Genomic DNA, 25,894 nt, shown 5'->3' with positions numbered 1-25,894 from the left:
GTCGTTTGTACAACGTTGAAAATTGCGCTATACTGACATTACATCGTTGCAAAGGCGTTGATGCTCGTGGTAACCGACAAAGGTGTTGAATCCATTGCACGTACTGCGGGAGAGGATAGGGACACGGTACGTCCTTATCCCGGCAACGTTGCGAATATCTTGGGTAATCCCAAGAGAAGGAAAAGGAGAAATCCATGAAAATCAAAAAGACGCTCGTAGCGGCCGTCGCCATGGCGATGGTTGCCGGTCTCGGATTGGCTGGTTGCGGTTCTTCCAGCAATGCCAAGACCGAGAAAACGGCCGACGGAAAAGTGAAGATCACCATGTGGCACGGTTTCTCCGAGGCCGATGGAAAGACGCTCGAGAAGATCGTCAAGAACTTCAACAAGTCGCAGAACAAGTATGAGATCGATGCCCAGCTGCAGCCTTGGAGCACCATCGGCGAGACGATGGTCACCAAGATCACCTCCGGCGATGGCCCCGACATCGTGACCACCGGCGCCGACAACGGACAGGGCTGGTCGATCGACGGAACGTTCCAGTGCGTCACGGACTTCTACAATGACGCGAAGTATGACACCAAGAACTACATCCCGAACGTCGTCAAGCAGATCACCTTCAACGTCAACGGCAAGACCGAGAAGTGCGGCGTCCCGATGGGCTATGCGCCGACCGCCGTCTGGTACAACACCAAGATGTGGCAGGCCGCTGGCTTGACCGAGAACGACTACCCGAAGACTTGGGACCAGCTGCTCGAAACCGCCAAGAAGCTGACCATTCCGGGCAAGCAGTACGGCATGGCCCTCTCCGATTCCGGCTGGGCCCCGTTCCTGAAGGGCAACGGCTCCGGCATCTACACCACCAAGGGCAAGGTCTCCATCAACACCCCGGAGAACAAGGCGTTCCTCGAGAAGATGCGTGATTTCTACAAGGCTGGCTACAGCCTCAAGGGCATGGACGACACCAAGGCCCGTGAATCCTTCGAGTCCGGCCAGTCCGCGATGGTCATCGTCGGACCTTGGGAAGACCAGGCCGCGACCGACAAGCACATCGAGCACGATCTGTTCCCGGTTCCTGACGGCAACGGCACCTATGTCTATCCTGACGGCACCAAGGGCTCCAACACCGGTTCCACCGGTCTGTATTGGTGGGTGACTTCGCAGGTCAAGGATTCCCCGAAGAAGCAGGGCATCTATGACTTCATGAAGTACTACAACAGCAAGGAAAACCAGATCATGTGGTCGCTCGGCTCGGCTTATCCGCCGAACAACACGCTGGTCAAGGATTCCGACCTCTCCAAGCGTCCGCTCATCGCCAAGATCGCGAAGAACACGAACCACTCCTATATCGGCATTGCCGGCCTCAAGGGCGGCTTCGGCGATATCTCCGCTTCGGTCGACGCGCTGACCAACAACACGGCCCGCAAGGACACCGACATCTCCCAGCTGCTCAACACGGCTCAGGGCAAGATCAAGGGCTACCTCGACGAATACGCCGAGGACTGACCCCAGCAATATAACTGAATAGCCGGCCTGCCTGAAGGTCGGCACCGGTTCCGGCTGGGCGCCCGCCACAAGTGCGAGCGTCCAGCCGGAAACCGAAATTTTGCAGTATTCGGAAGGGAAATCATGGACAGAGCAGTCGCCCGCAATGGCGGGGACGTGACGGCGAAAGAGAACAAAAAAGCGCTCTCGCGCCGTAACTTCCTCAAGGGCATCGCATTTGTTGCCCCAGCGTTAATCATTCTTGCAGTATTCGTCTTTTATCCGGCGGTGCAGACGTTCCTGACGTCGTTGACCACCGACCGTATCAATTCCAAGGGCATGTTCGTCGGGTTGCGCAACTACGTCAAGTTGTTCGGCAACGCCGACTTCCGTACGGACGTCATCAACACCTTGTTCTATGCAGTGCTTTACGCCCCGCTTGTGGTGATTGTGGCCCTGCTCTTTGCATTGCTGCTCAACCGTAAGGATCTGAAGTTCGTCGGATTCTTCCGCACGTTCATGTTCCTGCCCTACGTCATTTCGATGACCGTCGCGGCCATCGCATGGGACTTCATCCTTTCACCGTCGCTCGGCCTGGTGCCGTATTGGGTCGGCAAGATTACCGGCATCCAGCACATGGATTTGCTCGGCACCAGTTCCACGGCCATGATCACCATCGTGCTGATCACCGTTTGGAAGAATTTCGGCTACTTCATGGTCATCTTCCTGGCTGGCCTGCAGGGCATCTCGCAGGAACTCTATGAGGCCGCCGCGCTCGATGGCGTCAACGCCTGGCAGAAGTTCCGCTATATCACCGTTCCTGCGCTGCGCCCGACGTTTGTCTACATCATGATCTTCGGCCTCATCGGTTCCTTCCAGGTCTTCGATCAGGTCTTCATCATGACTTCCGGCGGCCCTGACCGCGCCACCGAGACCATCGTCTATCGTATCTACACTGAAGCGTTCGGCAACGGCAAACTTGGCTACGCGTCCGCGCTGTCGTACGTGCTGCTCATTATGACGCTTATCGTCGGCCTGTGCGTGCTGGTCAACAACGCACGTCATGAGAAGGAGGAAATCGCATGAGTAACGCCACTGATACTCCTGTTTCTGGTCTGTCGCTGTCCGCGGAAGCGATGGTGCGCAATGAAAAGGCCAACGCCGAAAACGCACGTCTGCGCAAGAGGGCAAGGTTCCGTCGCCGTTTTGGGCTCTTCTGGAGCTATGTCGCGCTGGCGCTGATCACGTTCCTGATGATCTTCCCGCTGCTCGTGGTCGTTCTCGTATCCTTCACGCCGAAGGACATCACCGAGACCTGGCCGCCAAAACTCATTCCGAGCGCGTTCACGTTGGCCAATTACACGTCGCTGTTCCAGAGGCTCCCGATCGGCCGCGAAATGATCAACGCCGCGGTCTTCGCCTGCGCGGTAACCATCTTCTCGGTCTTCTTCGATTCGCTCGCCGCCTATGGCCTCTCGCGTATCGATTTCAAGGGACGCACGGTCCTGCTCGACATCCTCATCGCCACGATGATGATTCCTGCCATGGCCCTGCTGATCCCGGTCTACAAGCTGCTGGCCAGCATGGGTCTGGTCAATAGCTACTGGGGCATCATCATTCCTCGTATGGCCGATGTGGGCGGCATCTTCCTGCTGCGGCAGTTCTTCATCTCCATTCCAAAAGACCTGGATAACGCGGCGCGTATCGATGGCGCCGGCGAACTGCGCATCTTCTTCCAGATCATCCTGCCGAACTCGGTTCCGGCCCTGCTCACGATCACGATGTTCAACCTGATGGGCAACTGGAACGATCTGCTCTGGCCGTTGATCATGACGTCGCGTCCCGAGACCCGCACGATCACCGTCGGTCTCGCCATGCTGACCGGCCATGGCTCGTCCGTGACCCCGTATGGCGTGGTGATGGCAGGTGCGTTGATTTCCGCGCTGCCGTTGGTCATCGTGTTCTTCTTCATCCAGAAGAGGTTCGTCGAGGGCATCGCCATGACAGGCATGAAGTAAACAGTCCTTGGGCGACGTTGTGAATCCTGTTCCCCTCCTTTCACAGCGTCGCGTAAGACAATCGCTGCTTGACGCAGCTTGAAGTTCGGGTCGTTTCACGCTTTTGTGGGACGGCCCGAACCTGTATGTCACGTATGTTGAAAGTAATACGGTTTTAAAGAAATGTGGATGTGATGATTGACGACGACGGCTCATCGAATGCAGAAAGGCTCAAACGTAAAATGACCGAAGACACGGCCGTGCTTGGCGACCCGTATGGCTACCTGTTGGTCCATTTCAGGGAGGACCCGGATGGATACGCCGAGAGGATCTACTTTGACCTTTCCCGAGGCGACGACCCCACCCACTGGATTCCGCTCAACGGCGGCGAGCCGATACTGACTTCCGGCATCGGCACCACCGGTGTGCGCGACCCACATGTCATTCGCAACCCGGAAACCAGTAAGTATTACATCATCGCCACCGATCTGCGTGTCTTCGGCGGCAGACCGGAGGATGGCGCGAACTGGTACGACTGGTCGCACCACGGCAGCACCAGTCTCATCATCTGGGAGTCCGACGATTTGGTGCATTGGCGGGGGCCAAGACCGCTGGATGTCTCACGGCCGCTGCACTATGCGGCCGAGGGGGAATATGGTCGGGGGTGCTTCGGCGGCAATGGCAGCGTTGACGCCGACGACAGGCGCGATGACGATAATGTCGGCTTCGGAGAAAACGGTGACGGCATTGATGGTAGCGATGCCAATGTCCGAGAGAGCGCGGGCAGGAACGGCAATGGCCGTAAGAGTGCTGACGTTGCCACAAGTGACTGCTTGGAGCTGGGGATGGCCTGGGCCTGTGAGTGCCTGTGGGTGCCGGATTATTACCCGGAGACTCATGCAGGTGGGCGTGGCGCGTTCGTGATGTATTGGTCGTCCAAGATTTTCGGTCCCGACGACCCGGAGCATCGTGCCGAGGATGTGCATGACACTGTTTTGTGGGGTGCCACGACGGACTTCACGCAGGATACCTTCGAATTCGGCGGCAGGTTCATCGACACTGGCGGCGACTCCATCGACACGACGATGATTCAGCGTGTGCAGCCAAACGGCGGGCTGCGCACCTACCGCATCACCAAGGACAACACGTTCGGCCGCGGTATCTGGATGGATGCCACGGATGCGAGGCGCTGGTGGAGGCCGGGCACCGCTTGGCGGACCATCCAGACCAATATTGGCGACAACTACGACGCCGGCAACGGCGAGGAAGGGCCGGCCGTCTTCGCCGACCACACCCTGGGCAGCGACCGCTGGTATCTGCTGGTCGACGTCATTCCCTCGACCGGCTACCGGCCTATGGTCTCCGATGACCTCGAGCAAGGTTGGAAACCGCTGGATGCCGCCGATTTCAGCCTCTCTGCGCATACCAAGCATGGCGGGGTGCTTTCGCTGGACCGCAGCGCCTACGAGCGCTTGCGTGCAGCATTGTGGAGGTAGAAAAGGTTCTGGCGGGTTGCGATGACTGACGTTTTCGCCTCCGCCAGAACAAATCAAGCAGCAAACCAATAGCAAGCGATTGATTTGGCTCTGTCGGCAACGGGAGACGAAAGGTTCCTGTCGCCGCGGCAGACCAGCAAGGTCAACGATGAAAAACCGATGATGAAGGGACTGACGATGACAACGAATGAAATGCGTGATTCGGCAAAGGGGCAGCTTAAGGCGCTGCGGCCTCCGATGGGGTGGAACAGCTGGGATTCCTACGGCACCACCGTCACCGAGGACGAGCTGATGGCCAACGCCCGATTCATGGCCGAGCATTTGAAGAGCGTGGGATGGGACACGGTGGTCATCGACATCGACTGGTACGACCCGACTGCTCGTGCCCATGGCTACAACGCCGACGCGCCGCTGATTCTCGACGGGTATGGCCGGCAGATGCCCGATCCGGTGCGTTTCCCCAGTGCCGCCGATGGCAAGGGATTCGGCCCGCTCGCCGCCAAGGTGCACGAGCTGGGGCTGAAGCTCGGCATCCATGTGATGCGCGGCATCCCCAGGCTGGCGGTTGAGCGCAATCTGCCGGTCAAGGGTACGCAATATACCGCTCGCGATGTGGTCGACAAGGATCATGTGTGTGTATGGAATCCGGATAATTACGGACTGAACCAGGACCATCCCGGTGCACAGGCTTTCTACGACGCGCAGATTGACCAGTTCGCCGACTGGGGCATCGACTTCCTCAAGGTCGACGACATGCAGACGCCGTTCCACGCCGACGAAATCGCCGCTTACCACCGGGCCATCGCCAAGGCCGAGGCCAGCCACCCGGGTCATGAGATTTCGCTTTCGCTTTCGCCTGGTGGCTGGGTTGCGCCCACGTATGTGGATTTCCTGCGCAGCAATGCCCAGATGTGGCGTATCTCCGACGATCTGTGGGACCGCTGGGACGATGTGTACCAGCAGTTCTCGCGCCTCGCCCGCTGGGCGCCGCTGCAGCGGGCCGGCCATTTCGCCGACGCCGACATGCTGCCGCTCGGCCATATCGGGCTTCGCGCCGAACGCGGGGATGACCGCGATAGCCGGCTGACCCGCAACGAACGCCGGACCCTGATGGCGCTCTGGGCGATGGGGCGCTCGCCGCTGATGGTGGGCGGCGACCTGCCCACGAGCACTCCGGAGACCATAGCGTTGCTGGCCAATCCGGCGATGCGGGAGGCCACGGACGGCTCGGGCAACAATCGCGAGCTGGTACGCGAACGTATTTACGGGACGTGGGGCGACGAAAGCTCCTACCGCGGCGATCTCATCGTGTGGGCCGCGGACGCCGAGGACTGGGCCGATGGCACCGCTTCGGCGCACCGGGGCGGCCACTATGCCGCGATGTTCTGGACGGGCGACGACGACTATGAGTTGCAGGGCAACATTGAGCTGAAGGCTCTGGTGGGGCTTGCCGATGCCGAGAAGCCGTGGAAGGTAGCCGATCTCTTCGCCGGTGTCGCCGATGGCGACGCGGAAATCCCGACCGCCCGCGTCGCTGGTACGGGCGCCGATCGCGTACTCAAGGGCACGATCGCCCCGCACGGCGTCCTCTGGTTCGCGCTGGACAAGTAAGGCACTTCTCAGCTGTGAAGTGCAACACTGAAGGTTCTCACCGGCCACCCCTGCAGTCGGTGAGAACCTTGTTTTGAAGAAAATCTGAAGGGCGCCTACTCCTAAACAGGATTTTGCGGCATAGTTGATGTCATTTAGCTGGCTGCTATTATTTTTCGGTATGTCGGCAACAGCATCTGTTCGTAGCGTTGGGTGAGAATACGCTTGTGGTATTCTCGGTATTCGTCATCGGCGACATGTATGCCTGCATACTCGTTCGGCAGACTGTCAAACAGCGCATCGAGTCGTGTCTGATCATAGCTGTTTACGAATCTTACCAATGCATTGTTGCATTCCTCGTCCTGCAGCGAAGCGATGTATTTGAGCGGGGCTATGTGGTGGCCTCTGTCGTCGAGATAGCAGGATCGCACGTCCAGAATGTCTTGATTGAGCAGGTTTTCATTGTGCAGATGCTCGTGAATCTGCTTGGGCGTGCGTTTGTTGTACAGAGAGCTGCCGTTGTCATAGACCGGGGCGAGGCTTGTGTGTTCACCGTTAATGAGGATGCCCCAGTTCGTGTTGTTGCGATCGACATTACGGATGAACGAGTCGATGATGAACATGTCCCAGAATCGTTCGATGGCACCGGGTATCCGGTTGAGCCATGGATGACGGTAAATGGTGGCTCGTACGTCAGCTAGCACGACATTGCGTCCATCTGAAGGGCTTCCGGAGAATCCGGCTTCGTCGTCTGACATGGAGTTTTTGAGTTCGCGGAATTCGACGAGTCGGCCGTGGTTTGCCTCGAAATCCTTGCAGGCGCAAACCAGTTTTCCTTCTCGAATGCCGAGCTTTGTCTCGTGTACGTCGATACCGTGCATTGCATAAATCTGCGAACCTAAAAATTCGGAAAGTGGAGCCGAGGTATAGGACGGCACCGAACCGGTCAGCTCTTTGGTGGGTCCGGGGAATTTGAGCATCCAATCGTCGCCGTTCCAGCTCACGCCGACTTTGCGGCCCGCGTCGCCGCCGTAGAACCGTCCTGAATCAGGGCATGGTTCGAAATTCACCAGTTCCAGCATGTACATCTCCATACCAATTGAAAAGCGATAATCCGTGTTTTGTTTTTCTATTCTAGCGGAGTTGAAACGTTCAAGCCGTATACGTTTTTGTTTATTTTGCAATATAATTGCTGATTAGGTTTGGAATTGTACAGAGTGGTGGGGTTTATGGCGTTTGTGATTCACTTGATTAAGATAATCATTGCTGTTGCGATCGTGTACATAGTTGTAGAAACTGCGGCTTCCGTATGTGGCGTTGGTCTTCGTGGGCTTTCCGAGGTCGTTGAGAATAAGAGGCCCTATTACCCTAAGCTGGCTTCTTGCTTAAGCTTTTTTAAAAGTCCTGATTTTTTCTTGCTGCTTACTGCAGCACTTATTGTGTGGTTTTTACGTGATAAACCGATTTCTGTATTCATATCTTTTGGAAGTGATAAAAAATCTAATGAACAGCTGTTTTTACAGGCAATTACTGCGGATCTTGGTTTGACTGCGCTGTTGTCCCTTGCCATTACTTTTTTTGGATCGATTAAAAATAGATATGAAGATAATAAATATTTAGGCAGTAATATTAATCTTGTATATTTACAAACATACTGGCCTTTTAGATTAGCGAGGAGTCAGTTTTTTGGTTTGTCCATATTGTTCCTCTATTTTATTCCCATGGGTGTGGCCGCGTTACGTGCCATCTATGGTGATGATCAGAAGTGTTTTACTCAGTTCTCTCAAGATTCATGGCCCTTTGATATATGGCTCTCGCTCTATTGCGTAGGTTTGTTGGTTCTTATATTTTCGGTGTATATGGCATTGACATTTGATGGTTCGACCGACTGGGTATCTTACAAAGGGCAAAAGCTTATCGAACAAAAAACTACTCATACATTTCATGGTTATTTAAATGAGGATATTAGAAATGCTCGTAATGCCGATCCGATTGGACAGCTTGAATCAGACATTGGCCAATTGGATGATAACCAGTCCAAGATTACCTATATTAAATATGCGTTTGGAGACTGGTTGGGTTTGGACACTGAGGAACCTATCTACGCGGCATTGCATCTTACTGATAGCGGGAAACGCAATAAGCTGAATGACTTCACTCGAAGCGTAGTAGATCTCGATAAACGACTGCTCAACGTGGCTTTATATTTAAAGCGAAAATGGAGGTTCTTGTATAACGCTGGTTTGGAGGCTTCGCCTGATTTCATTGAAGTGCTTGCCAGCCAGAGATATGAAGATAAAGGGCTTCTTGACAAGATATCGGCTTTGTGGCCCGACTTGTATGCAAAGTATTTTAACGATACCCGTGTGGATTTATCGGAATCAATGTCTCTTTGGCCCGAAGATGAAAACGAACCGAAACTTGACGTGGTACAAGCGATGATTGAACAGTGCTACGGTAATTTGGTTTGCCGTAATGGTGATAAGGATGGTTCCGAAGCATGGCTGTCCAAGATGCTGCAAGGGCCTTTCGAGGGAAAGACATCCGAGGATAAAACTACGCAAAGTGTCGTACAGAAAAATACCGGGGATTATCTTTTTAAGCAGGCTGTATCTCTTCTCCCGCAAATGCTTGGAGATTCCAAAGTTGAAGAGATATGGGACAATCAGCGGCAACAGGAGTATTGGCTTGAAAGTATATGCCCGAATCCAACACTGAATCAATCGAGGAATCGAGCCGTACTTGATGAATTGTGGTCTTTTATCTCTTCGCCTGATTTGAGCCGGATTCCTGAATGGTCGTTGAAAAGCGTTTATGACCTATTGCCGTTTGAGAAAAAGCTTAGCCATCTATTATGGATTGGCGCGTATCGCAGTTCTGATGAACAGCGGGAATTGCAAGTTGCTCAACATTATGACGTGTATAGAAATGGACTACAAAAGGATAATCCACTAATTGACGGTGGAACATGCAAGCTGAAAGGTGGTAGGAAAATAACCAAGACAGATTTGAAGTCTGCTGTTTGGAATGATTTAGAACATGCTTCACATTCCATCGATTCATGGTGTTCCCAAGATGAAATAGGCAAAGTTGTTGACGGTCTCTTTGATTCTTCGATTACTGAGGAATTCCTGGATTGCTATGGGAATAGGCGGTATAGTTCGCTTTATTTGTTGGCGTTGAAATCCTGCTTGCAAAGTGAATGGGAAGTCTGTCAGCAGTTGGATGGGCTCTTTGCTGAAAGTGAATCATTGAGTATTGGTAGGCTAACGCGGAAGGGAATCGAATTGTACAAGCAAAAATATCCCGAAGTGATGCCGGAAGTGATTAAAAGGCTGGAATTTTTTGAAAGTGAGGAATAAATACTAATGAGTTTCTTGCGTTAAGCCTTTCACTAGACTGAAATCATGAGCAAGAAACATCGGGATCGTAGTTGGGCGCCGGCTCCGGAGGCGTTGCCGGACGGGGTGCATGTGGTCGACGACCACACGCATGTGGCGAGTGTGGTGCCCTTCGCCCGCGAGATGAACCGGCAAGCGATCGAGCGTGACCAGCCGCCGGTGCCGGTTTACAACGTCGACGAGATTCTGGGGCAGGCGCAGGCCGTCGGGGTCGAGGGCGTCATTGACGTCGGCTGCGAACTGCCGAATTTGAAGGTCGCGGTGCAAATGGCGCTCGACCATCCCGGCGTTGTTCACGCCGGCCTGGCGATCCACCCGAACGAGGCGGTGTTGCACGGACATCGGGGCGTGCCGGGGCCGGACGGGCTGCCGATCAAGTACCAGCCGTGGCACGATGTGAGTTTCGAGGATGCGCTCGCGGAAGTTCATCGTTTGGCCGTGAAATACCCGCAGCAGGTGGTGGCCATCGGCGAGACCGGCATGGACCTCTTCCGCACGGGGGCTGCGGCGATGGAAATCCAGCGCGAAGCCTTCCGTGCCCATATCGCGTTGGCCAAGGAGCTCAACCTGCCGATGCAGATTCACGACCGCGATGCCCATAAGGAGGTCATCGAAACGCTGCTCAGAGACGGCAGCCCGGAGCGCACCGTCTTCCACAGCTGGTCCGGCGACACCGAACTTGCGCAGATCGCCCGCGAGCAGGGCTGGTATCTGAGCTTCTCCGGCGCATCCAGCTTCAAAGGCAACGAGGAGATCCGCAGATCTGCCGCCGTGGTGGGCCTCGATCACATCATGGTCGAAACCGATGCTCCCTACCTCACCCCGATGCCGTATCGCGGCCGCACGAACGCTCCATATATGATTCCTTATACCTTGAAAGCGCTTGCGGACGCCCTTGATTTGCCGGTAGGTGAAGTCGCAGAGGCGACGCGTCGGACGACGAGGGCTGTGTACGGCGTGTAAAGCTCGGTCCCGACGATTTTTACGGTAATTTGATGAAAAATATATAATCCCCGATATTCGTATGCACTGAATGTAATTTTGAAGGTTTCGACATCGCCTTTTCCAGGGTCGATTTTGGTTTATTGAGATTACGAGGCTAAACTGTCGCTTTGGTTTTATAAACGAGGGCGCCCGCAAGCCGGGCTTTGAGAAGAAATGGTATGCGGGAAGGTTTCGTTTTTCCGCTTTGGAGGGCAGGTCATGGCGCAATCGCAGGATCGTGGGTCAAAGCAGCCTCAAAATCGAAGAATTCGGCGTCGCAATGACGGCAAAACCGAAAAAAATTCGGCGGAAAAGAAGGCCGTCCGCAAGCTGGAACATGAGACCGATGAGGTGAGTAAAGTCGCCTCAAAGGCGCAGAAACAAGCGGTCACTGCCGAGCAGAAGGCACTCAGAGCCGAAAAGCGTGCCGTGAGCGCGGAGAAGAAAGCGTTGCTTCGCGCCGACACCTTTACCAACGCACCCAAGGTCGCGCGTGACACGTTGACCCGCGAGGAACGTCAGGCCATCGCCAAGCACGAGCAGGAAGAGCAGGAAGAGGCCAAAAAGCTGACCGAAGCCTCGTCGCGCGGCCCTCTCGGTCGCTGGTGGCGCAAGATGCAGTCCAGCCCCGACAAGGTCACGCTGGGCATGGCCATCGTCGCGCTCGGCGTGGTCTACGGCGACATCGGCACGTCCCCGCTCTACACTTCGCAGACCTTCCTCGCCGGGCAGGGCGGTCTCGGCAACATCGACAGGCCTGCGGTACTTGGCCTGCTTTCGCTGGTTTTCTGGTCGATCACGCTGATCACCACCGTCAAATACGTGCTCGTCGCCATGCGCATCGACAACAAGGGTGAGGGCGGCATTTTCGCGCTGTTCTCGCTGATTCGTCACCACGGCAAGTGGCTGGTCATCCCCGCGATGCTGGGCGGGGCGGCGTTCCTGGCGGATTCTGTGCTGACCCCGGCCGTCTCGATCTCCTCGGCAGTGGAAGGCCTGAAGACCATTCCGCTCTTCGAGCCGGTGTTCCGCGAAAACGGCAACCTTTCACTGATGATCACCGTAGCGATCATCGTCATCCTCTTCTGCGTCCAGTCTCGCGGCACCGAGCGTATCGGCAAGGTCTTCGGCTCGGTGGTCATGGTCTGGTTCGCCTTCCTCGCGCTGACCGGCATCGCCAACCTGAGTGGCGACTGGTCCATCTTCGAGGCCATCAACCCGATTTACGGCATTCAATTCCTCTTCAGCAAACACAACGTGGCAGGGCTGGCCATCATGGGCACGGTCTTCCTTTCGACCACCGGTGCCGAGGCGCTCTACTCCGACATGGGCCACGTCGGCCGCGGCAACATCTACTTCACCTGGCCGTTCATTTTCGTGGCTCTGGTCTTCAACTACTTCGGCCAAGGCGCGTGGATGCTGCGCCATCAAGGCGACAAGGCGCTGATCGCCGCCGGCGCGGGCGTCAACCCGTTCTTCCAGATGATGAGCCCGAACGTGCGTTACGTCGGCGTCATTCTCTCGGTCGCGGCCGGCGTCATCGCCTCGCAGGCCCTGATCACCGGCGCGTTCTCCATGGTCAGCGAAGCCACTGGCTTGAACTGGATGCCACATCTTCAGGTGCGTTACCCGGCCCGTACGCGCGGCCAGCTCTATATCCCGGTGGTCAACGTCGTGCTGTGTGTGGCGACGCTTTCCGTGCTCGCCCTGTTCAAGGACTCCGAGCACATTTCCGCCGCCTACGGCCTCGCGCTCACCGTCACGATGATTACGACGACGATTCTCCTGACCGTTTATATCTGGTACAAGCACCATCGCGTGCTCGCCGGAATCTTCTTCGTCGTGTTCATCGCCATCCAGACACTGTTCTTCGTCGCTTCCATGGCGAAGTTCCTGCACGGCGGCTGGTTCACCATGCTCCTGACGGCCTGCATCCTTCTGATCATGGTCACTTGGAACGACGGAACCAGGATCGAGCGTTCGCAGCGTCGGCATATGAAGCCCCGTGATTTCAAGCCTGCGCTCGACAAGTTGCATGACGATTTCCGTATTCCCTATTTCGCCGACAACCTTGTCTATCTGACCAGCGATTGGGAGATGCACCGGCTTGACACCGATATCTTCTTCTCGATTTTCGCCGACCACCCCAAGCGTGCGCGCGCCTGGTGGGCCGTGTCGGTGGTGACGACCGACGAGCCGTTCACGCGCGAGTATTCGGTGGAGGATTTTGGTACCGACTACATTTTCCGTGTGCGGATCAAGCTCGGCTTCAAGGTCTCGCAGTCCATTCCGGCCTATATCCATCAGGTCATGCACGACTTGTCCGCTTCCGGCGAGCTGCCGGAGCAGAAGTCGGTCTATCCGAAGGTCGACGCCGATCCCGACATCGGCACGGTGCGTTACGTGCTGGTGCACAAGGCTTTGATGCCGGAGTCCAAGCTGACGGCCCGCGAGGCTCTGAGCCTCAAGATGAAGTATGCCATCCGTCATGTGGCCGGCTCTCCGGTCAAGTGGTTCGGCCTGGCCCCCTATAACCCGGTGGTCGAAGTCCAGCCGCTCTTCCTCTCCACCCGACGTCCCCCGCGGCTCAAGCGCGAGCCTCTGCGTTCCGGCAAGCGCCGCGTTGAATCGCGTGATTCTGCGGCGAGCCGAAAAGATGCCAAGGAGGGGGCGGATCGTAGTCGTTCCAAGGCTCGCGGTGGTGCCGGTGCGATAAGTGTTTCCAGAAAGTCTGCAGACGCTATCGGCGTTGTCGAACTCGCCAAAGGCCGTAAAGGTCTCGGCAATCTCGCCAAATCCGTCAAGCTGCAGAAACTGCAGGATGCACAAGGCAATGCGGGCGCGAAGGAAAGCAAGGCCGCGGCTTCGGCGGAAGGAACCGGGCGGAAAGCCGTTGCCGACGAGCGCGGGAAAGTCGATACCGGTGAGCAGACCACAGTCATGCCGCGTCCCGACATCAAGTCCGGCAAGTCCGGAAAGTAGCCGTAAGTCGATATCCAATCGGATATGAATATGCAGGCGCATCATTCGTTGAGTATGTTGATGCGTCTGTGTGGTATCCGCCATTCAGCGTATTTCGTAAGGTTACGCTACCATGATATGTACAACGATGTAAAAAATTGTTAAGGAGAAAAATGGCACAGACGTCATCTGCCAATTCGGCTCGGTTGATTGTTGATGATGATTTCGAAGTAGGGCAGGTCGACAACCGCCTGTTTGGATCATTTGTCGAGCACCTTGGCCGTTGCGTATATACCGGCATTTACGAGCCGGGGCATTCTACGGCCGACGCCGATGGATTCCGGCAAGATGTGATTGACCTCGTGCGCGAACTTGGGGCGACCACGATCCGTTATCCGGGCGGCAATTTCGTGTCCGGTTATCGTTGGGAGGATGGCGTAGGTTCCAAGGACCGGCGTCCTCGTCGTCTTGATATGGCGTGGCATTCCACGGAAACCAACCAGTTCGGTCTTCATGAGATGGCCAAGTGGCTTGAAAAAGCCGGCGGCAACGAGCTGATGGAGGCCGTGAACCTTGGCACGCGTGGTCTCGAGGACGCGATGGACCTGCTCGAATATGCCAATATTCCCGGAGGGACGGAGCTTTCGGAGGCGCGTCGCGCCAACGGTGCCGACAAACCGTTCGACATCCGTATGTGGTGCTTGGGCAATGAGATGGACGGTCCGTGGCAGCTCGGTCACAAGTCGGCCGAAGACTACGGCACGTTGGCCGCTTCGGTGGCCCGCGGCATGCGGCAGATGGACCCTGACCTCGAGCTGGTGGTCTGTGGTTCTTCGGCGCATAATATGCCTACGTTCGGCATGTGGGAAGAGACGGTGCTTTCCAAGTGCTACGACTTGGTCAACTTCGTCTCCTGCCACGCCTATTACCAGCCTTACGATGGCGACATGGCCAGTTTCCTGGCTTCCGGCGTTGATATGGACGGCTTCATTCATGACGTCGTCGCTGCCATCGATGCCACCAAGGCGAGGCTCAAGAGCAAGCATGACGTGTTCATCTCCTTCGATGAATGGAACATTTGGTATCAGGACGCCGAGCCGAGCAAGAACCCTGAAGGCATCGGCAACTGGCCGGTCGCTCCGCGCTTGCTTGAGGATATCTACTCTGTGGCGGATGCCGTGGTCTTTGGCGATTTGATGATTACGCTTTTGAAGAATGTGGACCGAGTTCATGCCGCGAGTTTGGCTCAGCTGGTCAACGTCATCGCGCCGATTATGACGGAGCCCGGTGGCCCGGCTTGGCGACAGACCACGTTCTATCCGTTCTCGATTACGGCTGGTCTTGCCAAGGGCGGCACGGTGCTCGAGCCGAAGCTGGACTCCTCGCAGATCTCCACGCCGAAGTATGGCGAGGTCGATGGCGTCAACGCTGTGGCCGTCCGCGGCGCCGATGGTTCGGTGTCCGTCTTTGCGGTCAACAGGTCGCTGAATACTCCGGCCGAGTTCGAAGTGCGTATCCCTGAAGACATGCGAGCGAAGTCGGACCGTTTGAGTGTCAAGGCGCAAACCCTGCACGACGATGACATCGACGCTAAGAACACGCTGGAACATCAGACCCGCGTCACCCCGCATGCCAACGATACCGTTTCCTTCGATGCACAATCCGGGACGGTGAAGCTTACTTTGCCGGCGGTTTCATGGACGGCTATTCGCGTGAAATGATGTGACGATAGAGAAATCCTCAAACCGCCTGTTCGCTGTTGTTTTTAAGCGGAAGGCGGTTTTATGTTGCTCTTTGTGCTGCATGTACAAAGTGACGAACTGGTTGATGGCGCTCAAGATGGTTGCAAAGTAATAGCGTCGGCATGCGTCTTGAGCAAAAGAGCCGCTGCTCTATATTGGGCGGCAACGCAATTGCGCGTCGTCGTTGTACCTGGAATAATCGCTTCGCTGATGAAATAGATAATTATTTTTACGGCGTGTTGCAAAGGAACAAGCCGTTAAGTACAACCTTGTATTTCAAAGGAGTTTGCAAGAGAAGTAGCAGCGGTGTATGTTAATAAATACAACAAGTACAAGGTTGTATTAACCTCAAGGATTTTAGAGAGTTGGCTAATATTGCCTGTAAAGACAACGTTGTACTATTTGGCGAATTGAAAGAGGAGATCATGCCTGAAGGTGCCGCAACCAACAAAGCGCGACTTATCGTTGATGATGAATTTGAGATTGCCCCTATCGACGATAGGCTGTTTGGCTCGTTTGTCGAGCATCTTGGACGCTGCGTCTATACGGGTATATACGAGCCGGGTCATCCCAGCGCCGATGCCGACGGTTTCCGCCAGGATGTGATTGATCTGGTGCGTGAGTTGGGGGCAACCACCATCCGCTACCCGGGCGGGAATTTCGTTTCTGGCTATCGTTGGGAAGATGGTGTCGGTCCGAAGGATCGTCGTCCCCGTCGCCTTGACACCGCTTGGCATTCCACGGAAACCAACCAGTTCGGTCTTCATGAGATGGCCAAGTGGCTAAGCAAGGTTGATGGGAACGAGCTGATGGAAGCGGTGAATCTGGGAACGCGCGACCTCGGCAACGCGATGGATTTGCTGGAATACGCCAACGTTCCGGGAGGGACGGAGCTTTCGGAGGCACGCCGCGCCAACGGTGCCGACAAGCCGTTCGACATCCGTATGTGGTGCCTGGGCAATGAGATGGACGGCCCGTGGCAGCTGGGGCATAAAACGGCCGAAGAATACGGTCGTCTTGCGGCGGAGGTCGCTGCGGGTATGCGGCAGATCGATCCCGATCTTGATCTCGTGGTCTGCGGTTCGTCCACGCACGATATGCAGACATACGGTTCATGGGAAGAGACCGTTCTCGATGCCACATACGATTTGGTCGATTTCGTGTCCTGCCATGCGTATTCACGCCCTTGGAATGGCGATATGCAAAGCTTCATGGCCTCCGGCGCCGATATGGAGGCGTTTATTCATGAGATTGCCTCCATCGTCCGATCGGTGAAGGCCCGCCATAAGACTTCGCATCAGGTCTATCTGTCCTTTGATGAGTGGAACGTCTGGTATAAGGCCAACGATCCGGCCAATAACCCATCGGGAATCGGCAATTGGCCTACCGCTCCGAGGCTTTTGGAGCAGATCTACTCCGTAACGGACGCGGCAGTGGTCGGGGACCTGCTGATTTCGTTGATGCGCAATGCGGACACCGTTCATTCGGCTTCTCTGGCCCAGTTGGTCAACGTCATCGCGCCCATCATGACCGAGCCCGGCGGCCCGGCTTGGCGCCAGACCATTTTCTATCCTTTCTCGCTTTCCGCGCGCTTCGCCAAGAACGGCACGGCCCTCCAGACCGTACTGGACGGTCCGTCCATCGACACGCAAGCGTATGGCGAGGTGAGCGCAATCGGGCATACGGCCGTGCGCTGTGAAGATGGGTCATTGGCCATCTTCCTAGTGAACCGTTCATTGCATGACAATACGAAACTCGAGATTGCGCTGCCGGCCCGTCGTCGGTTCTCCAAGGCCGAATCGTGGACACTGCACGACGATGACGGCTCGGCCTGCAACACGCTCGAGCAGCCCGATCGAGTGACCCCACAGGTCACCGACAACGTCGCCATTGATGGCGACACGATATCTGTGAATCTTGCGCCTGTATCTTGGACGTTGATTCATGTTTGTTGATTATCCAATTGTGCCAGTGTTGGCGCAACGATAAGGAGGAAAAAATGAGAAGTATCAACAAGGCATTGGGCCTCGTCCTTGCGGGCGCCATGGCCCTGTCTGTTGGAGCATGCGGTTCGGGTTCTGACAGCGGCTCGAAGGCGGCCGGCAGCGACGCGCATGCCAATGATTCCGCCAAGTGCATCAATAAGGTAAAGAATCCCAAGGCCGAAAAGGTGACTCTTTGGTCTTGGTATCCCCAGGTCGAGAAGCTGATCGACCATTTCAACGAAACCCATAACGACGTGCAGGTCTGCTGGACAAGCTCCGATCAGTCCGCCAAGGCGTATTCGCGCTTCAGCACCGCCATCAAGGCCAAGTCCGGAGCCGCGGACATCGTGCAGCTCGAATATGCCATGATGCCGCAGTACGCTTCAGGCGTTGAGAAGCATCTCGTAGACCTGAACAAGTACGGGGTCGGCAAAATCAAGAACAACTACACTCCAGGTGCTTGGAAGGACGTCCAGTTGGGCGGCAACAAGAGCGTCTATGGTGTGCCGGTGGATATCGGCCCGGTCGTGATGTATTACCGCAAGGACATCTTCGACAAGTACGGCGTGAAGATTCCGACGACTTGGGACGAGTACGAGAAGGCCGGCCTTGAGCTCAAGGCCAAGGGCTATCAGGGCCACATCGGCAACTGGCAGCCTAACGGCACCCTGTTCAACTACGCCTATTACGATCAGGCCGGCGGCAAGGTCTTCAAGTATTCCGCGAACGACCCCGAAAAGGTCGGCATCGATGTCAATTCCGCTTCGGTCAAGAAGGTCGTCACCTTCTGGCAGAAGATGGCCAAGGAAGGTATCGTCGCCACCGATGATACGGATACCGCGGCTTGGAACAAGAAGAACGTCGACGGCTCTTATGCCACCATCATCCATGCTTCGTGGATGGTCGGCTACCTCAATGGGCTTTCCGGTGTCCAGGACGGTTCGATCTGGCAGGTCGCAAAGGCCCCGGGTTGGACTGCGAACGACCCGGCCATCAACTGCGGCGGTTCGGCCCTTACGGTGACCGATCAGGCCAAGGACACCAAGCAGGCCGCCAAGGTCGCCATGGAGTTCTTCGGTGACGATCAGGCCCAGGACATCGCCGTCAACGATTCCGGTCTGTATCCGACCTGGCAGAAGAAGCTGCAGTCTCAGGCGTTCCTGAACCGTGGTGAGAAGTTCTTCAACAACCAGCAGATCAACAAGATCATCGCCCCGGTTGCCCAGAACTACAAGGGCTATCAGTTCCTGCCCTTCCAGACCTATGCCAATGATGAGCAGACCAAGACTTTGGCCTCGATTCTGCGCGATGGCGCCAATGTGAGCACCAAGCTTGATGCTTGGGAGAAGACACTGAGCACCTATGCCAAGCAGCAGGGCTTCACGGTCGAGTAACAAGTGATTTTAGGGAGAGGCGGGTTCCGGCCCGCCTCCCCCTCAATGAGGAGAAGCTCATGTCGAAAAAGAAAAATAATGTTGTGCCGCATGGTACCAAGTCGTTGTCGACGACAAAGGCGAACCGCTGGGGCTGGATATTCACTGCCCCGTTCGGCATCGTGTTTATCCTGTTCCTTGTCGTTCCGCTTGTCTATGCGTTCTTTGTTTCGCTATACAGCTATACGCAGGTCCGTGGTACGGTATTCACCGGGCTTGCCAACTATAAAAGGGTGTTCACCGATCCTATTTTCCTGAATGGTCTGAAATTGGTTGTGCTCTACACCATCGTGATGGTGCCCATTCAGCTTTTGTTCGCGCTTCTGCTGGCGCTCGTGCTCGACAGTGTGAAGTCCAAATTCGCATCGGTTTCCCGCCTGCTTTACTTCTTGCCGTATGCCATTCCTGTGGTTATCGGCGCGCTTATGTGGGGCTTCCTGTATTCAAAGGATATGGGGCCTTTCACTTCGTTCTTCCAACTGTTCGGCATGAAAGCGCCTGATTTCCTTGCTCCGGGCAGCATCTTCGGTTCGCTGGTCAACATGGTCACCTGGCAATGGACCGGCTATTATATGGTCATTCTCTATTCTGCGTTGCAGTCGATTCCGACGGATCTTTACGAGTCCGCCCGAATCGATGGGGCTTCGGAAGTCAAGATAGCTTTGAAGATCAAGGTCCCGATGATCACCAGCTCGATGGTCATGGTCACCATCTTCGCGTTGATCGGCACGTTGCAGTTCTACACCGAGCCGATGGTCTTGAGAAACAACGCGAACTCCGCGATACCACCTGAATATACGCCGAACATGTATGCGCAGGCTTTGGAATTCAACTACAACCAAATGAACTATGCCGCGACGGTCTCGTTCGCACTCGGCCTTCTGGTGGTCATCTTCAGCGTGGTGTTCATGGTATTGACGCGCAAGCAGTCTGGATTGGAGGACTGAGCGATGAAACAGAATCAGAATATCGATAAAGGTCAGAAGATCAACAGGGGGCATCAGATCACCGCCAAGGTCTTCATGGTGATCTGCATTCTCTACTTCATTCTGCCGGTCTGGTGGCTTATCGTCGCCGCCACCAAGAACAACGCCGGGTTGTTCATGGGCACTGGCGGCCCGATGTGGTTCGACAAGCATTTCGCTTTGTGGGACAACATCAAGGAACTCACCACTTACCAGGATGGCATCTACTGGCGTTGGCTGTTCAATTCGCTGCTCTACGCTTTGGTCGGCGGTGTCGGTGCGACGGCATTGTCGGTTATGGCGGGTTATGGGTTCGCCAAATTCCGTTTCCGTGGCCGCAAGGTGTACTTCAACATCGTTCTCGGCGCGTTGATGATTCCGACCACGGCATTGGTCATTCCCACGTTCATCATCATGACGAAGATCGGAATGAACGATACGATCTGGGCGGTTATCCTGCCTTCCTTGCTTTCTCCGTTCGGCACGTACCTGATGCGCGTGTACTGCACGTCTTCTCTGCCTGACGAGATGATGGAAGCGGCGCGAGTCGACGGTGCCGGCGAGATGAGGACCTTCTTCCAGGTTTCGCTGCCGATCATGACCCCGGCCATCACCACGGTTTTCCTGCTTTCCGTGGTCAATTGCTGGAACAACTACTTCCTGCCTCAGGTCGTGCTCGCCAATACCAAGCTCTTCCCGATTACAGTGGGTCTGACCCAATGGCAGGCCAAGTCCAACGCCGGTGCGGGTGTGGAGCAGGTGTGGAATCTCATCACCTGCGGCGCCTTCATCTCAGTGATTCCGCTGGTTCTGGCGTTCCTCTTCCTGCAGCGCTATTGGGTAGGCGGCATTACCGCCGGAGCTGTGAAGCAGTAGTAAGAAGGTAAGACAGTAAAGAATCTGAGTGGCGTATTTGGCAGGTTTCTGTTGAACGTCATATCTGACACTATGCCGTGTTTGTGCAGCTTCAGCTGCGCGGACACGGCTTTCTTTATGAAATCTTGCCTCAGGGGTGGCTGTATGCTTGACTACGATGTTATCTAGCTAATATGTATTTGTATATTTAGACGATGTTTGTCTGAATAATGTGGCAGTGAAAAGGATTGTTTATGCGTTCCAGAGTGACGATTAAAGATGTGGCAAAGGAGGCAGGAGTCTCCATCAAAACCGTCTCCAATGCGCTCAATGGAACAGGAAGCATGCGTCCCTCCACGCGCGAACGTGTTTTGAAAGCGATGCACAATCTGGGCTATACCGTCAACGTTTCGGCAAGGTCGCTGAAAACAGGAAGTTCAAAACTCATCGGGTTGGCTGTATTCGACTTTTTGCAACCCTTCTCTTCCTACCTTGCCAATCAGATTATCGACGTTGCCCGTGAACGTGGCTATGGGGTCATTGTCAGCACCTACGCATCCGGGGGACCGGGTATTCCTTCCATCATCGAGGAGACTTATCGGCTTGGTGCGGATGGATGGATTTTCTTCACCGATACCGCATTGGCGGATGAAGCCGCGATTCTTTCCCAGCCTTATCCGACGGTGCTGGCCGGCGATTACAGCGCATACGGCAAAGCGGATTTGGTGACGATGCCCAATGTCGATGCATTGGAAAAGACGACGGGTGACCTGCTTGATCGGGGTTATCGTTCCGTGGCGTTGGTCGGAGCTCCTGCCGATCGGGACTGGAAACGGCTGCTTGATGCGAAGGAAGGTACTCAAGAGCTCAGAATCCAAGGTTATGCTCGTGCGTTTGAACGGCGGGGCCTTGAAGTCGACTGGTCGAAAGTCATATCGGTTTATCCGCTCAACAGTGTTTCGGGCGTACAGGCCGGGGACAAATTGTTGGAAGGCGAGCGTCCCGATGCCGTGGTCTGTCTGGATGATGCGTTGGCGTTCGGCATGATGAATGAGCTGCAGAGGCATGGATGCAGAATCCCCGAGGATATCGCGGTAGTCGGATTCGATAATGTTCCGGAAGGGGCTTTTTCGACGCCTCGGTTGACCACGATAGATCCCCATACGGATGAATATGCCCGTAAGGCGGTTGAAATGCTTATCGAACGCATTGAGGGTTATAGTGGTGCTCCGCGCACGTTCGTTTCCGATTTCTCTCTGATTGAACGAGATTCGACCAAAGCCTAGCGACTGTTTGGTGTTTTGTGGTTTTGCCTGTGAAAAAGGCCGAGTGCTTAAGCGTTTTTTAACGGCCTCTACAATAGAAGCCATGACCGGATATATTCCTACACTTGCGCAGGCGGACGAGCTGCATCACAAGATCGCACCTTCCAAAGCAGCCTACGACCTTATCCATACCCATTGCGTCATCATCGCGACGATCACCCGCCAGCTGGTGCGGCGGCAGAACGCGCTGTTCGTGCGGCGCTGTACGTTGCCCAAGGACGCGCCGGAACTCATCGGGAAATCTCTGGATGATGCTTCTGATGCTTACGACGGCAATGACAGTGGTATTCAAGCTGACGCTTCTGTCGGAGGCAACAATGGTGGCACCAACGCCAAAACGGATGCCAAGAGTGGCGACGAAATACATGTCACCCCTGCGCTGATGGCCCAGAAACGCAATAACGGCAGTCTTTTAGGCACCATCAAAGCAACCGTGCCGCCAACAGACGGGGTGAGTGGCGGCACCGTGCCGCCACGTCTGCTTGACGAGAACCTCGCCGTGGTGGGGGCCATGCTCCATGACATCGGCACCTACCTCGTGCTCAAACATGACGGGTCGGACGGCGGAAAGCTGCAATTCGACGGGCCGAACTATATCCTGCACGGGTTGCGTGGATACGACTGGCTAACTAGCCAAGGCGTGGACGAATCCATCGCGCAATTCGCTCGCAACCATACGGGAGTAGGGCTGACGCGTGAGCAGGTCGTCGCGCAAGGGCTGCCGTTGCCTCCGGCCGACTACGTGCCGATGAACCTGGAGCAAGAGGTGGTGATGGTGGCCGACAAATACAACAGCAAGTCCATCCCGCCGCGCTTCCTTACCGCCGAGGCCTACGCGCGCAAGGCCCGGCGCTTTGGCGTCGACAACGAGCAGGCGTGGCTTGACCTCGTCAAGAAGTATGGAGTTCCCGACATCCCCGCGCTCGCCAAAAAGTTCGATATGAAGCTGGACGCATAGCTGATCGCTGCTTTTGAGCTACGGAAAGTGCGCTTTCGCCCATTTTGTGATTATCTCTGCATAAAGATGCAAGGTGCAAAGAAAATCACAAAAATGAGCTGATTTCTGTGATTATCTCTGTAGATCGGCAGAGATAATCACGATTTTGGGCCTATTTTTGTGATTATCTCTGTATCTTCATTCGGGATATGGCTGACTCAGAACGAGTAGACCTTGTCGGCCTTGGCTTCATAATCCGTTTCGCTGGTGTATTCGTCTGCCTCAGCGTCGGAATCGGTGTCTTCAGCTGTGCTGTTGCTGGCGGTTTCGGCACTTTCCGCGCCAAAGCCGGGAACCAGAACGATGACGCAGCGCTTCGGGTCCTGAGCGTGCGCGATACGCGAAAGCAGGCCGAGGATGGCTTCGCGGTCATCGCCTTTCAGGCCGCCGACCGGGTCGTCGGCGAGAATGACGGTGGCCTCACAGCAGATAGCCCGCGCGATGGCCAGTCGACGCTGATCGACTGGTTTGAGGTCGGTCGCTTTCACCCCGGTGGCCGCTTCACCGAAATCGACATACTTCAGTACATCACGCGCCACGACGGGAATCGGCTTAAGGAACGTGCGTCCGGAAGCGCGCATGGTGAAGGTCAGATTGGTCAGCGCGTCAAGGTCGCCACGCAGGCTGTAACGCTGAGTGATCAGGCCAATGCGGTGTCCGCGGATTTCGTTGGTCTCAAGCTCCAGAAGGCTTTGGCTTTTCACCATGACCTGGCCGCTATCCGGCCGGTAGAAGCCGGCGGAAACCGCCAGAAGCGCCCGACGTTGCTCGTCGTCGGCCTTGGTGATGGCGTAGAGCGAGCCGGCAAAGAAGCCCCAATCGATGTTGTCCAAAACGTTTCGACCGGATTTGCGATTGGTGAAGGTGACATGATCGAGTGCGAAGGTCGGATTCGGCTTCAGCAGGATGTCGGCTTCGGCGATGGTCTCTTTGTCGAGTCGCGAAGAAAGCGCGGTGGCCGGTTCGATGGCGGGGGACTTTGCAACGTGTACGTTCAACTCGTCCTCAGCCTGCACGGCCAATCCGAGGGTTTCGTTGACACGGTGCGCGTTCGAAGCCGCTGCGCCGTCGGCAATGGCCTTGTCGTCGATGCTCTCTTCGGCTTTCGCGTCCGCCGTGGAAGAATCCTCGTCGTGTATGTCGTTATTCGCGTCGTCACCGTCGTCACCGTCGTCACTGTCGGCAACGTCGTCAGGACCTTGGCCGGAAGCTGCCAGGCTGCCGAGGTCAAGGGCATCATCGTCATCGTCGAAAACGACATCATAGTCGACCGCCGAAGTGTCCTTTGCGTTTTCGCCCTGATTGTCCTGTTCTTTATCATTCGGCTCGTTGTTCATGGCTGTGTCTTTCGAATCGGTGTTCTTACTCATGCTTGAGCCTCCGTGTTGTTATTAGACAGGGTGTCTCGTACGTCGAAGATATGGGAAGTGCCAGCGAAAACAGCCCGGAAGAAGGCGATGACAGCCAGTGCGGCAACGATGGCGATGGAGTACCACATGGCCATCCAGCACGCGGATACGGCAGGTGTGGCGATTCCTCCGGCCAACGCACGCCCCAACGGTTTGGCGGACAGCGCCCCGGCGATCCCGCCGATCAACAGTCCCGGAACCATAGGCATCAAGGTCTCCAAAGAGAACTGCCAGCCCACACGGGCGCGGGTGACGCCGATGATCATGTCCATCCTGATCTCTTCGGTGCGTCGACGCAGCGCGAGCCCTACGAGCAGCAGCAAAACGACGCCGCCGCCTGCGTAGAGGCCGATACGAACTTTGCCCATCACGTTGTTCAGCGAATCCAACGGTTTGAGCTTGTTGTTGTAGCGGTCGAGCGTCGGCGAGCTGATTTCATAGCCCTTCGGCAGCTTCATCGATTTGGCCGCTCGTGCGAAGGCCTTGTATTGGTCGACGTTTTCGAGTTTGAATCCGACGTCATAACGTGGGTTCAGCCAGCCTTTGGGGTTTTCGCTGAAGAGTTTGTTCGCGGTCAGGACCATCGGTTCGGCGTAGATGGCGTTGTCGCGGTTGTCCTTGGCCAGTTTCGCGTCGCTGCCGTGCCCGGCCGGCGCGGGGTCGGTGTACGTGTAGATGCCACGCACTTTGAGTTGGTAGGTGTCTGTTGTCTCGGGATTGCCGAGCTTGAACGTGCTGCCTACATGCAGGTTGTTCTTGCGGGCGAAGGCAACGGATACCAGCACGTTCTTGCCGTCTTTGGCTTGGTAGTCCAAGGATTTTCCTTGGGTTACCTTGAAAGCGCCCCAAGGGTTGATGGTGACGCCGTCTTTGTCGAAGTATCCGTAAAGCGTGGTTTCACCGCCGGTTTTCTTGGTGCTTGCGTCGTTTTGACCCGGTATAGCCTTGATCGAGCCGGTCTGGCGCATCGGCAGCGACATCCCGATGGAGAATTGCGGCTGTTGCACGCCGATCTGTTGCAACGACATCGCGTACGTACCGTAGTCGTCGAAGGACATGTACTTCTTCACGCTTGCAACGTCGTCACCCTTGAGCGTGCTCTCCATCGCGGCGTTTGGACGGATAACGGCGACAGGCGCCTGTGCCTGATACGCATCGCCATGCGCTTTGCCGGACGCGCTGGATACGGCAGAGGCGAATACGACGCCGAATATCATGATTCCGGCGACAAGGAGCATCATGATGCTGCGCCATGTATGACGTATCACCG

General features: G+C 55.8%; 18 protein-coding genes. 15 read left to right on the top strand and 3 right to left on the bottom strand.

Translation table 11 applies throughout. The annotated features are described in order from the left end of the window. Positions 1-194: 194 nt before the first annotated feature. The 5 genes from OZX75_RS06465 to OZX75_RS06445 all read left to right on the top strand — a co-directional run bounded on the left by OZX75_RS06465 (position 195) and on the right by OZX75_RS06445 (position 6,588). Positions 195-1,505, top strand: a complete 1,311-nt coding sequence (locus OZX75_RS06465) for an ABC transporter substrate-binding protein (protein WP_277145835.1) — start codon at positions 195-197, stop codon at positions 1,503-1,505. A gap of 123 nt (positions 1,506-1,628) precedes the next feature. Further along, entirely contained in the window at positions 1,629-2,570 is a 942-nt protein-coding gene (locus tag OZX75_RS06460; protein ID WP_277145834.1) for a carbohydrate ABC transporter permease, read from the top strand. Continuing rightward, positions 2,567-3,502 (top strand): carbohydrate ABC transporter permease, encoded by a 936-nt coding sequence (locus OZX75_RS06455; protein ID WP_277145833.1) that lies wholly within the window; start codon positions 2,567-2,569, stop codon positions 3,500-3,502. The genes OZX75_RS06460 and OZX75_RS06455 overlap by 4 nt, the downstream gene beginning before the upstream one ends. Before the next feature lie 170 nt (positions 3,503-3,672). After that, complete coding sequence (locus OZX75_RS06450) at positions 3,673-4,977, top strand: glycoside hydrolase family 43 protein (RefSeq protein WP_525930235.1); 1,305 nt, start codon at positions 3,673-3,675, stop codon at positions 4,975-4,977. Between the two features lie 237 nt (positions 4,978-5,214). After that, on the top strand, positions 5,215-6,588 hold the full coding sequence (locus tag OZX75_RS06445) for a glycoside hydrolase family 27 protein (RefSeq protein ID WP_348519498.1): 1,374 nt from the start codon (positions 5,215-5,217) through the stop codon (positions 6,586-6,588). A gap of 134 nt (positions 6,589-6,722) precedes the next feature. Here OZX75_RS06445 and OZX75_RS06440 read toward each other — a convergent pair whose 3' ends face one another. After that, positions 6,723-7,649, bottom strand: a complete 927-nt coding sequence (locus OZX75_RS06440; protein ID WP_277145831.1) for a HipA domain-containing protein — start codon at positions 7,647-7,649, stop codon at positions 6,723-6,725. Between the two features lie 147 nt (positions 7,650-7,796). On the opposite strand from OZX75_RS06440, the gene OZX75_RS06435 reads away from it, so the two are divergent. The 10 genes from OZX75_RS06435 (at position 7,797) to OZX75_RS06390 (ending at position 23,176) form a co-directional block, all read left to right on the top strand. Then, positions 7,797-9,929, top strand: coding sequence for a hypothetical protein (locus OZX75_RS06435; protein ID WP_277145830.1), 2,133 nt, complete (start codon positions 7,797-7,799; stop codon positions 9,927-9,929). A gap of 45 nt (positions 9,930-9,974) precedes the next feature. Further along, on the top strand, positions 9,975-10,931 hold the full coding sequence (locus OZX75_RS06430) for a TatD family hydrolase (protein WP_277145829.1): 957 nt from the start codon (positions 9,975-9,977) through the stop codon (positions 10,929-10,931). A gap of 240 nt (positions 10,932-11,171) precedes the next feature. Continuing rightward, positions 11,172-13,934, top strand: coding sequence for a KUP/HAK/KT family potassium transporter (locus tag OZX75_RS06425; RefSeq protein ID WP_348519485.1), 2,763 nt, complete (start codon positions 11,172-11,174; stop codon positions 13,932-13,934). Between the two features lie 152 nt (positions 13,935-14,086). Next, the gene (gene arfA / locus OZX75_RS06420; protein ID WP_277145828.1) at positions 14,087-15,634 is read left to right on the top strand and encodes an arabinosylfuranosidase ArfA; all 1,548 of its coding nucleotides are present in this window, start codon (positions 14,087-14,089) and stop codon (positions 15,632-15,634) included. A 446-nt stretch (positions 15,635-16,080) separates the two neighbouring features. Beyond that, entirely contained in the window at positions 16,081-17,610 is a 1,530-nt protein-coding gene (gene arfA / locus OZX75_RS06415; RefSeq protein WP_277145827.1) for an arabinosylfuranosidase ArfA, read from the top strand. Between the two features lie 44 nt (positions 17,611-17,654). Beyond that, the gene (locus OZX75_RS06410) at positions 17,655-19,034 is read left to right on the top strand and encodes an ABC transporter substrate-binding protein (RefSeq protein ID WP_277145826.1); all 1,380 of its coding nucleotides are present in this window, start codon (positions 17,655-17,657) and stop codon (positions 19,032-19,034) included. Between the two features lie 59 nt (positions 19,035-19,093). Beyond that, positions 19,094-20,020, top strand: a complete 927-nt coding sequence (locus OZX75_RS06405) for a carbohydrate ABC transporter permease (RefSeq protein WP_277145825.1) — start codon at positions 19,094-19,096, stop codon at positions 20,018-20,020. Positions 20,021-20,023: 3 nt separating this feature from the next. Then, a complete protein-coding gene (locus OZX75_RS06400; RefSeq protein WP_277145824.1) occupies positions 20,024-20,914 on the top strand; it encodes a carbohydrate ABC transporter permease in 891 nt (296 codons plus the stop codon). A 233-nt stretch (positions 20,915-21,147) separates the two neighbouring features. Beyond that, the gene (locus OZX75_RS06395) at positions 21,148-22,179 is read left to right on the top strand and encodes a LacI family DNA-binding transcriptional regulator (protein ID WP_277145823.1); all 1,032 of its coding nucleotides are present in this window, start codon (positions 21,148-21,150) and stop codon (positions 22,177-22,179) included. Between the two features lie 82 nt (positions 22,180-22,261). After that, positions 22,262-23,176 (top strand): HD domain-containing protein, encoded by a 915-nt coding sequence (locus OZX75_RS06390; protein WP_277145822.1) that lies wholly within the window; start codon positions 22,262-22,264, stop codon positions 23,174-23,176. 197 nt (positions 23,177-23,373) lie between these two features. Here the strand turns inward: OZX75_RS06390 and OZX75_RS06385 are convergent, their stop codons facing one another. Both OZX75_RS06385 and OZX75_RS06380 read right to left on the bottom strand, forming a co-directional pair. Further along, on the bottom strand, positions 23,374-24,585 hold the full coding sequence (locus tag OZX75_RS06385) for an ATP-binding cassette domain-containing protein (RefSeq protein ID WP_277145821.1): 1,212 nt from the start codon (positions 24,583-24,585) through the stop codon (positions 23,374-23,376). Beyond that, positions 24,582-25,865: an FtsX-like permease family protein gene (locus OZX75_RS06380; protein WP_277145820.1), complete on the bottom strand. Its 1,284-nt coding sequence runs from the start codon at positions 25,863-25,865 to the stop codon at positions 24,582-24,584. The genes OZX75_RS06385 and OZX75_RS06380 overlap by 4 nt, the downstream gene beginning before the upstream one ends. Positions 25,866-25,894: the final 29 nt, after the last annotated feature.

Origin of the sequence: Bifidobacterium sp. ESL0800 (genome assembly GCF_029395355.1) — a bacterium.
Classification (GTDB): domain Bacteria; phylum Actinomycetota; class Actinomycetes; order Actinomycetales; family Bifidobacteriaceae; genus Bifidobacterium.
This window is presented reverse-complemented; position numbering and strand designations above follow the sequence as displayed.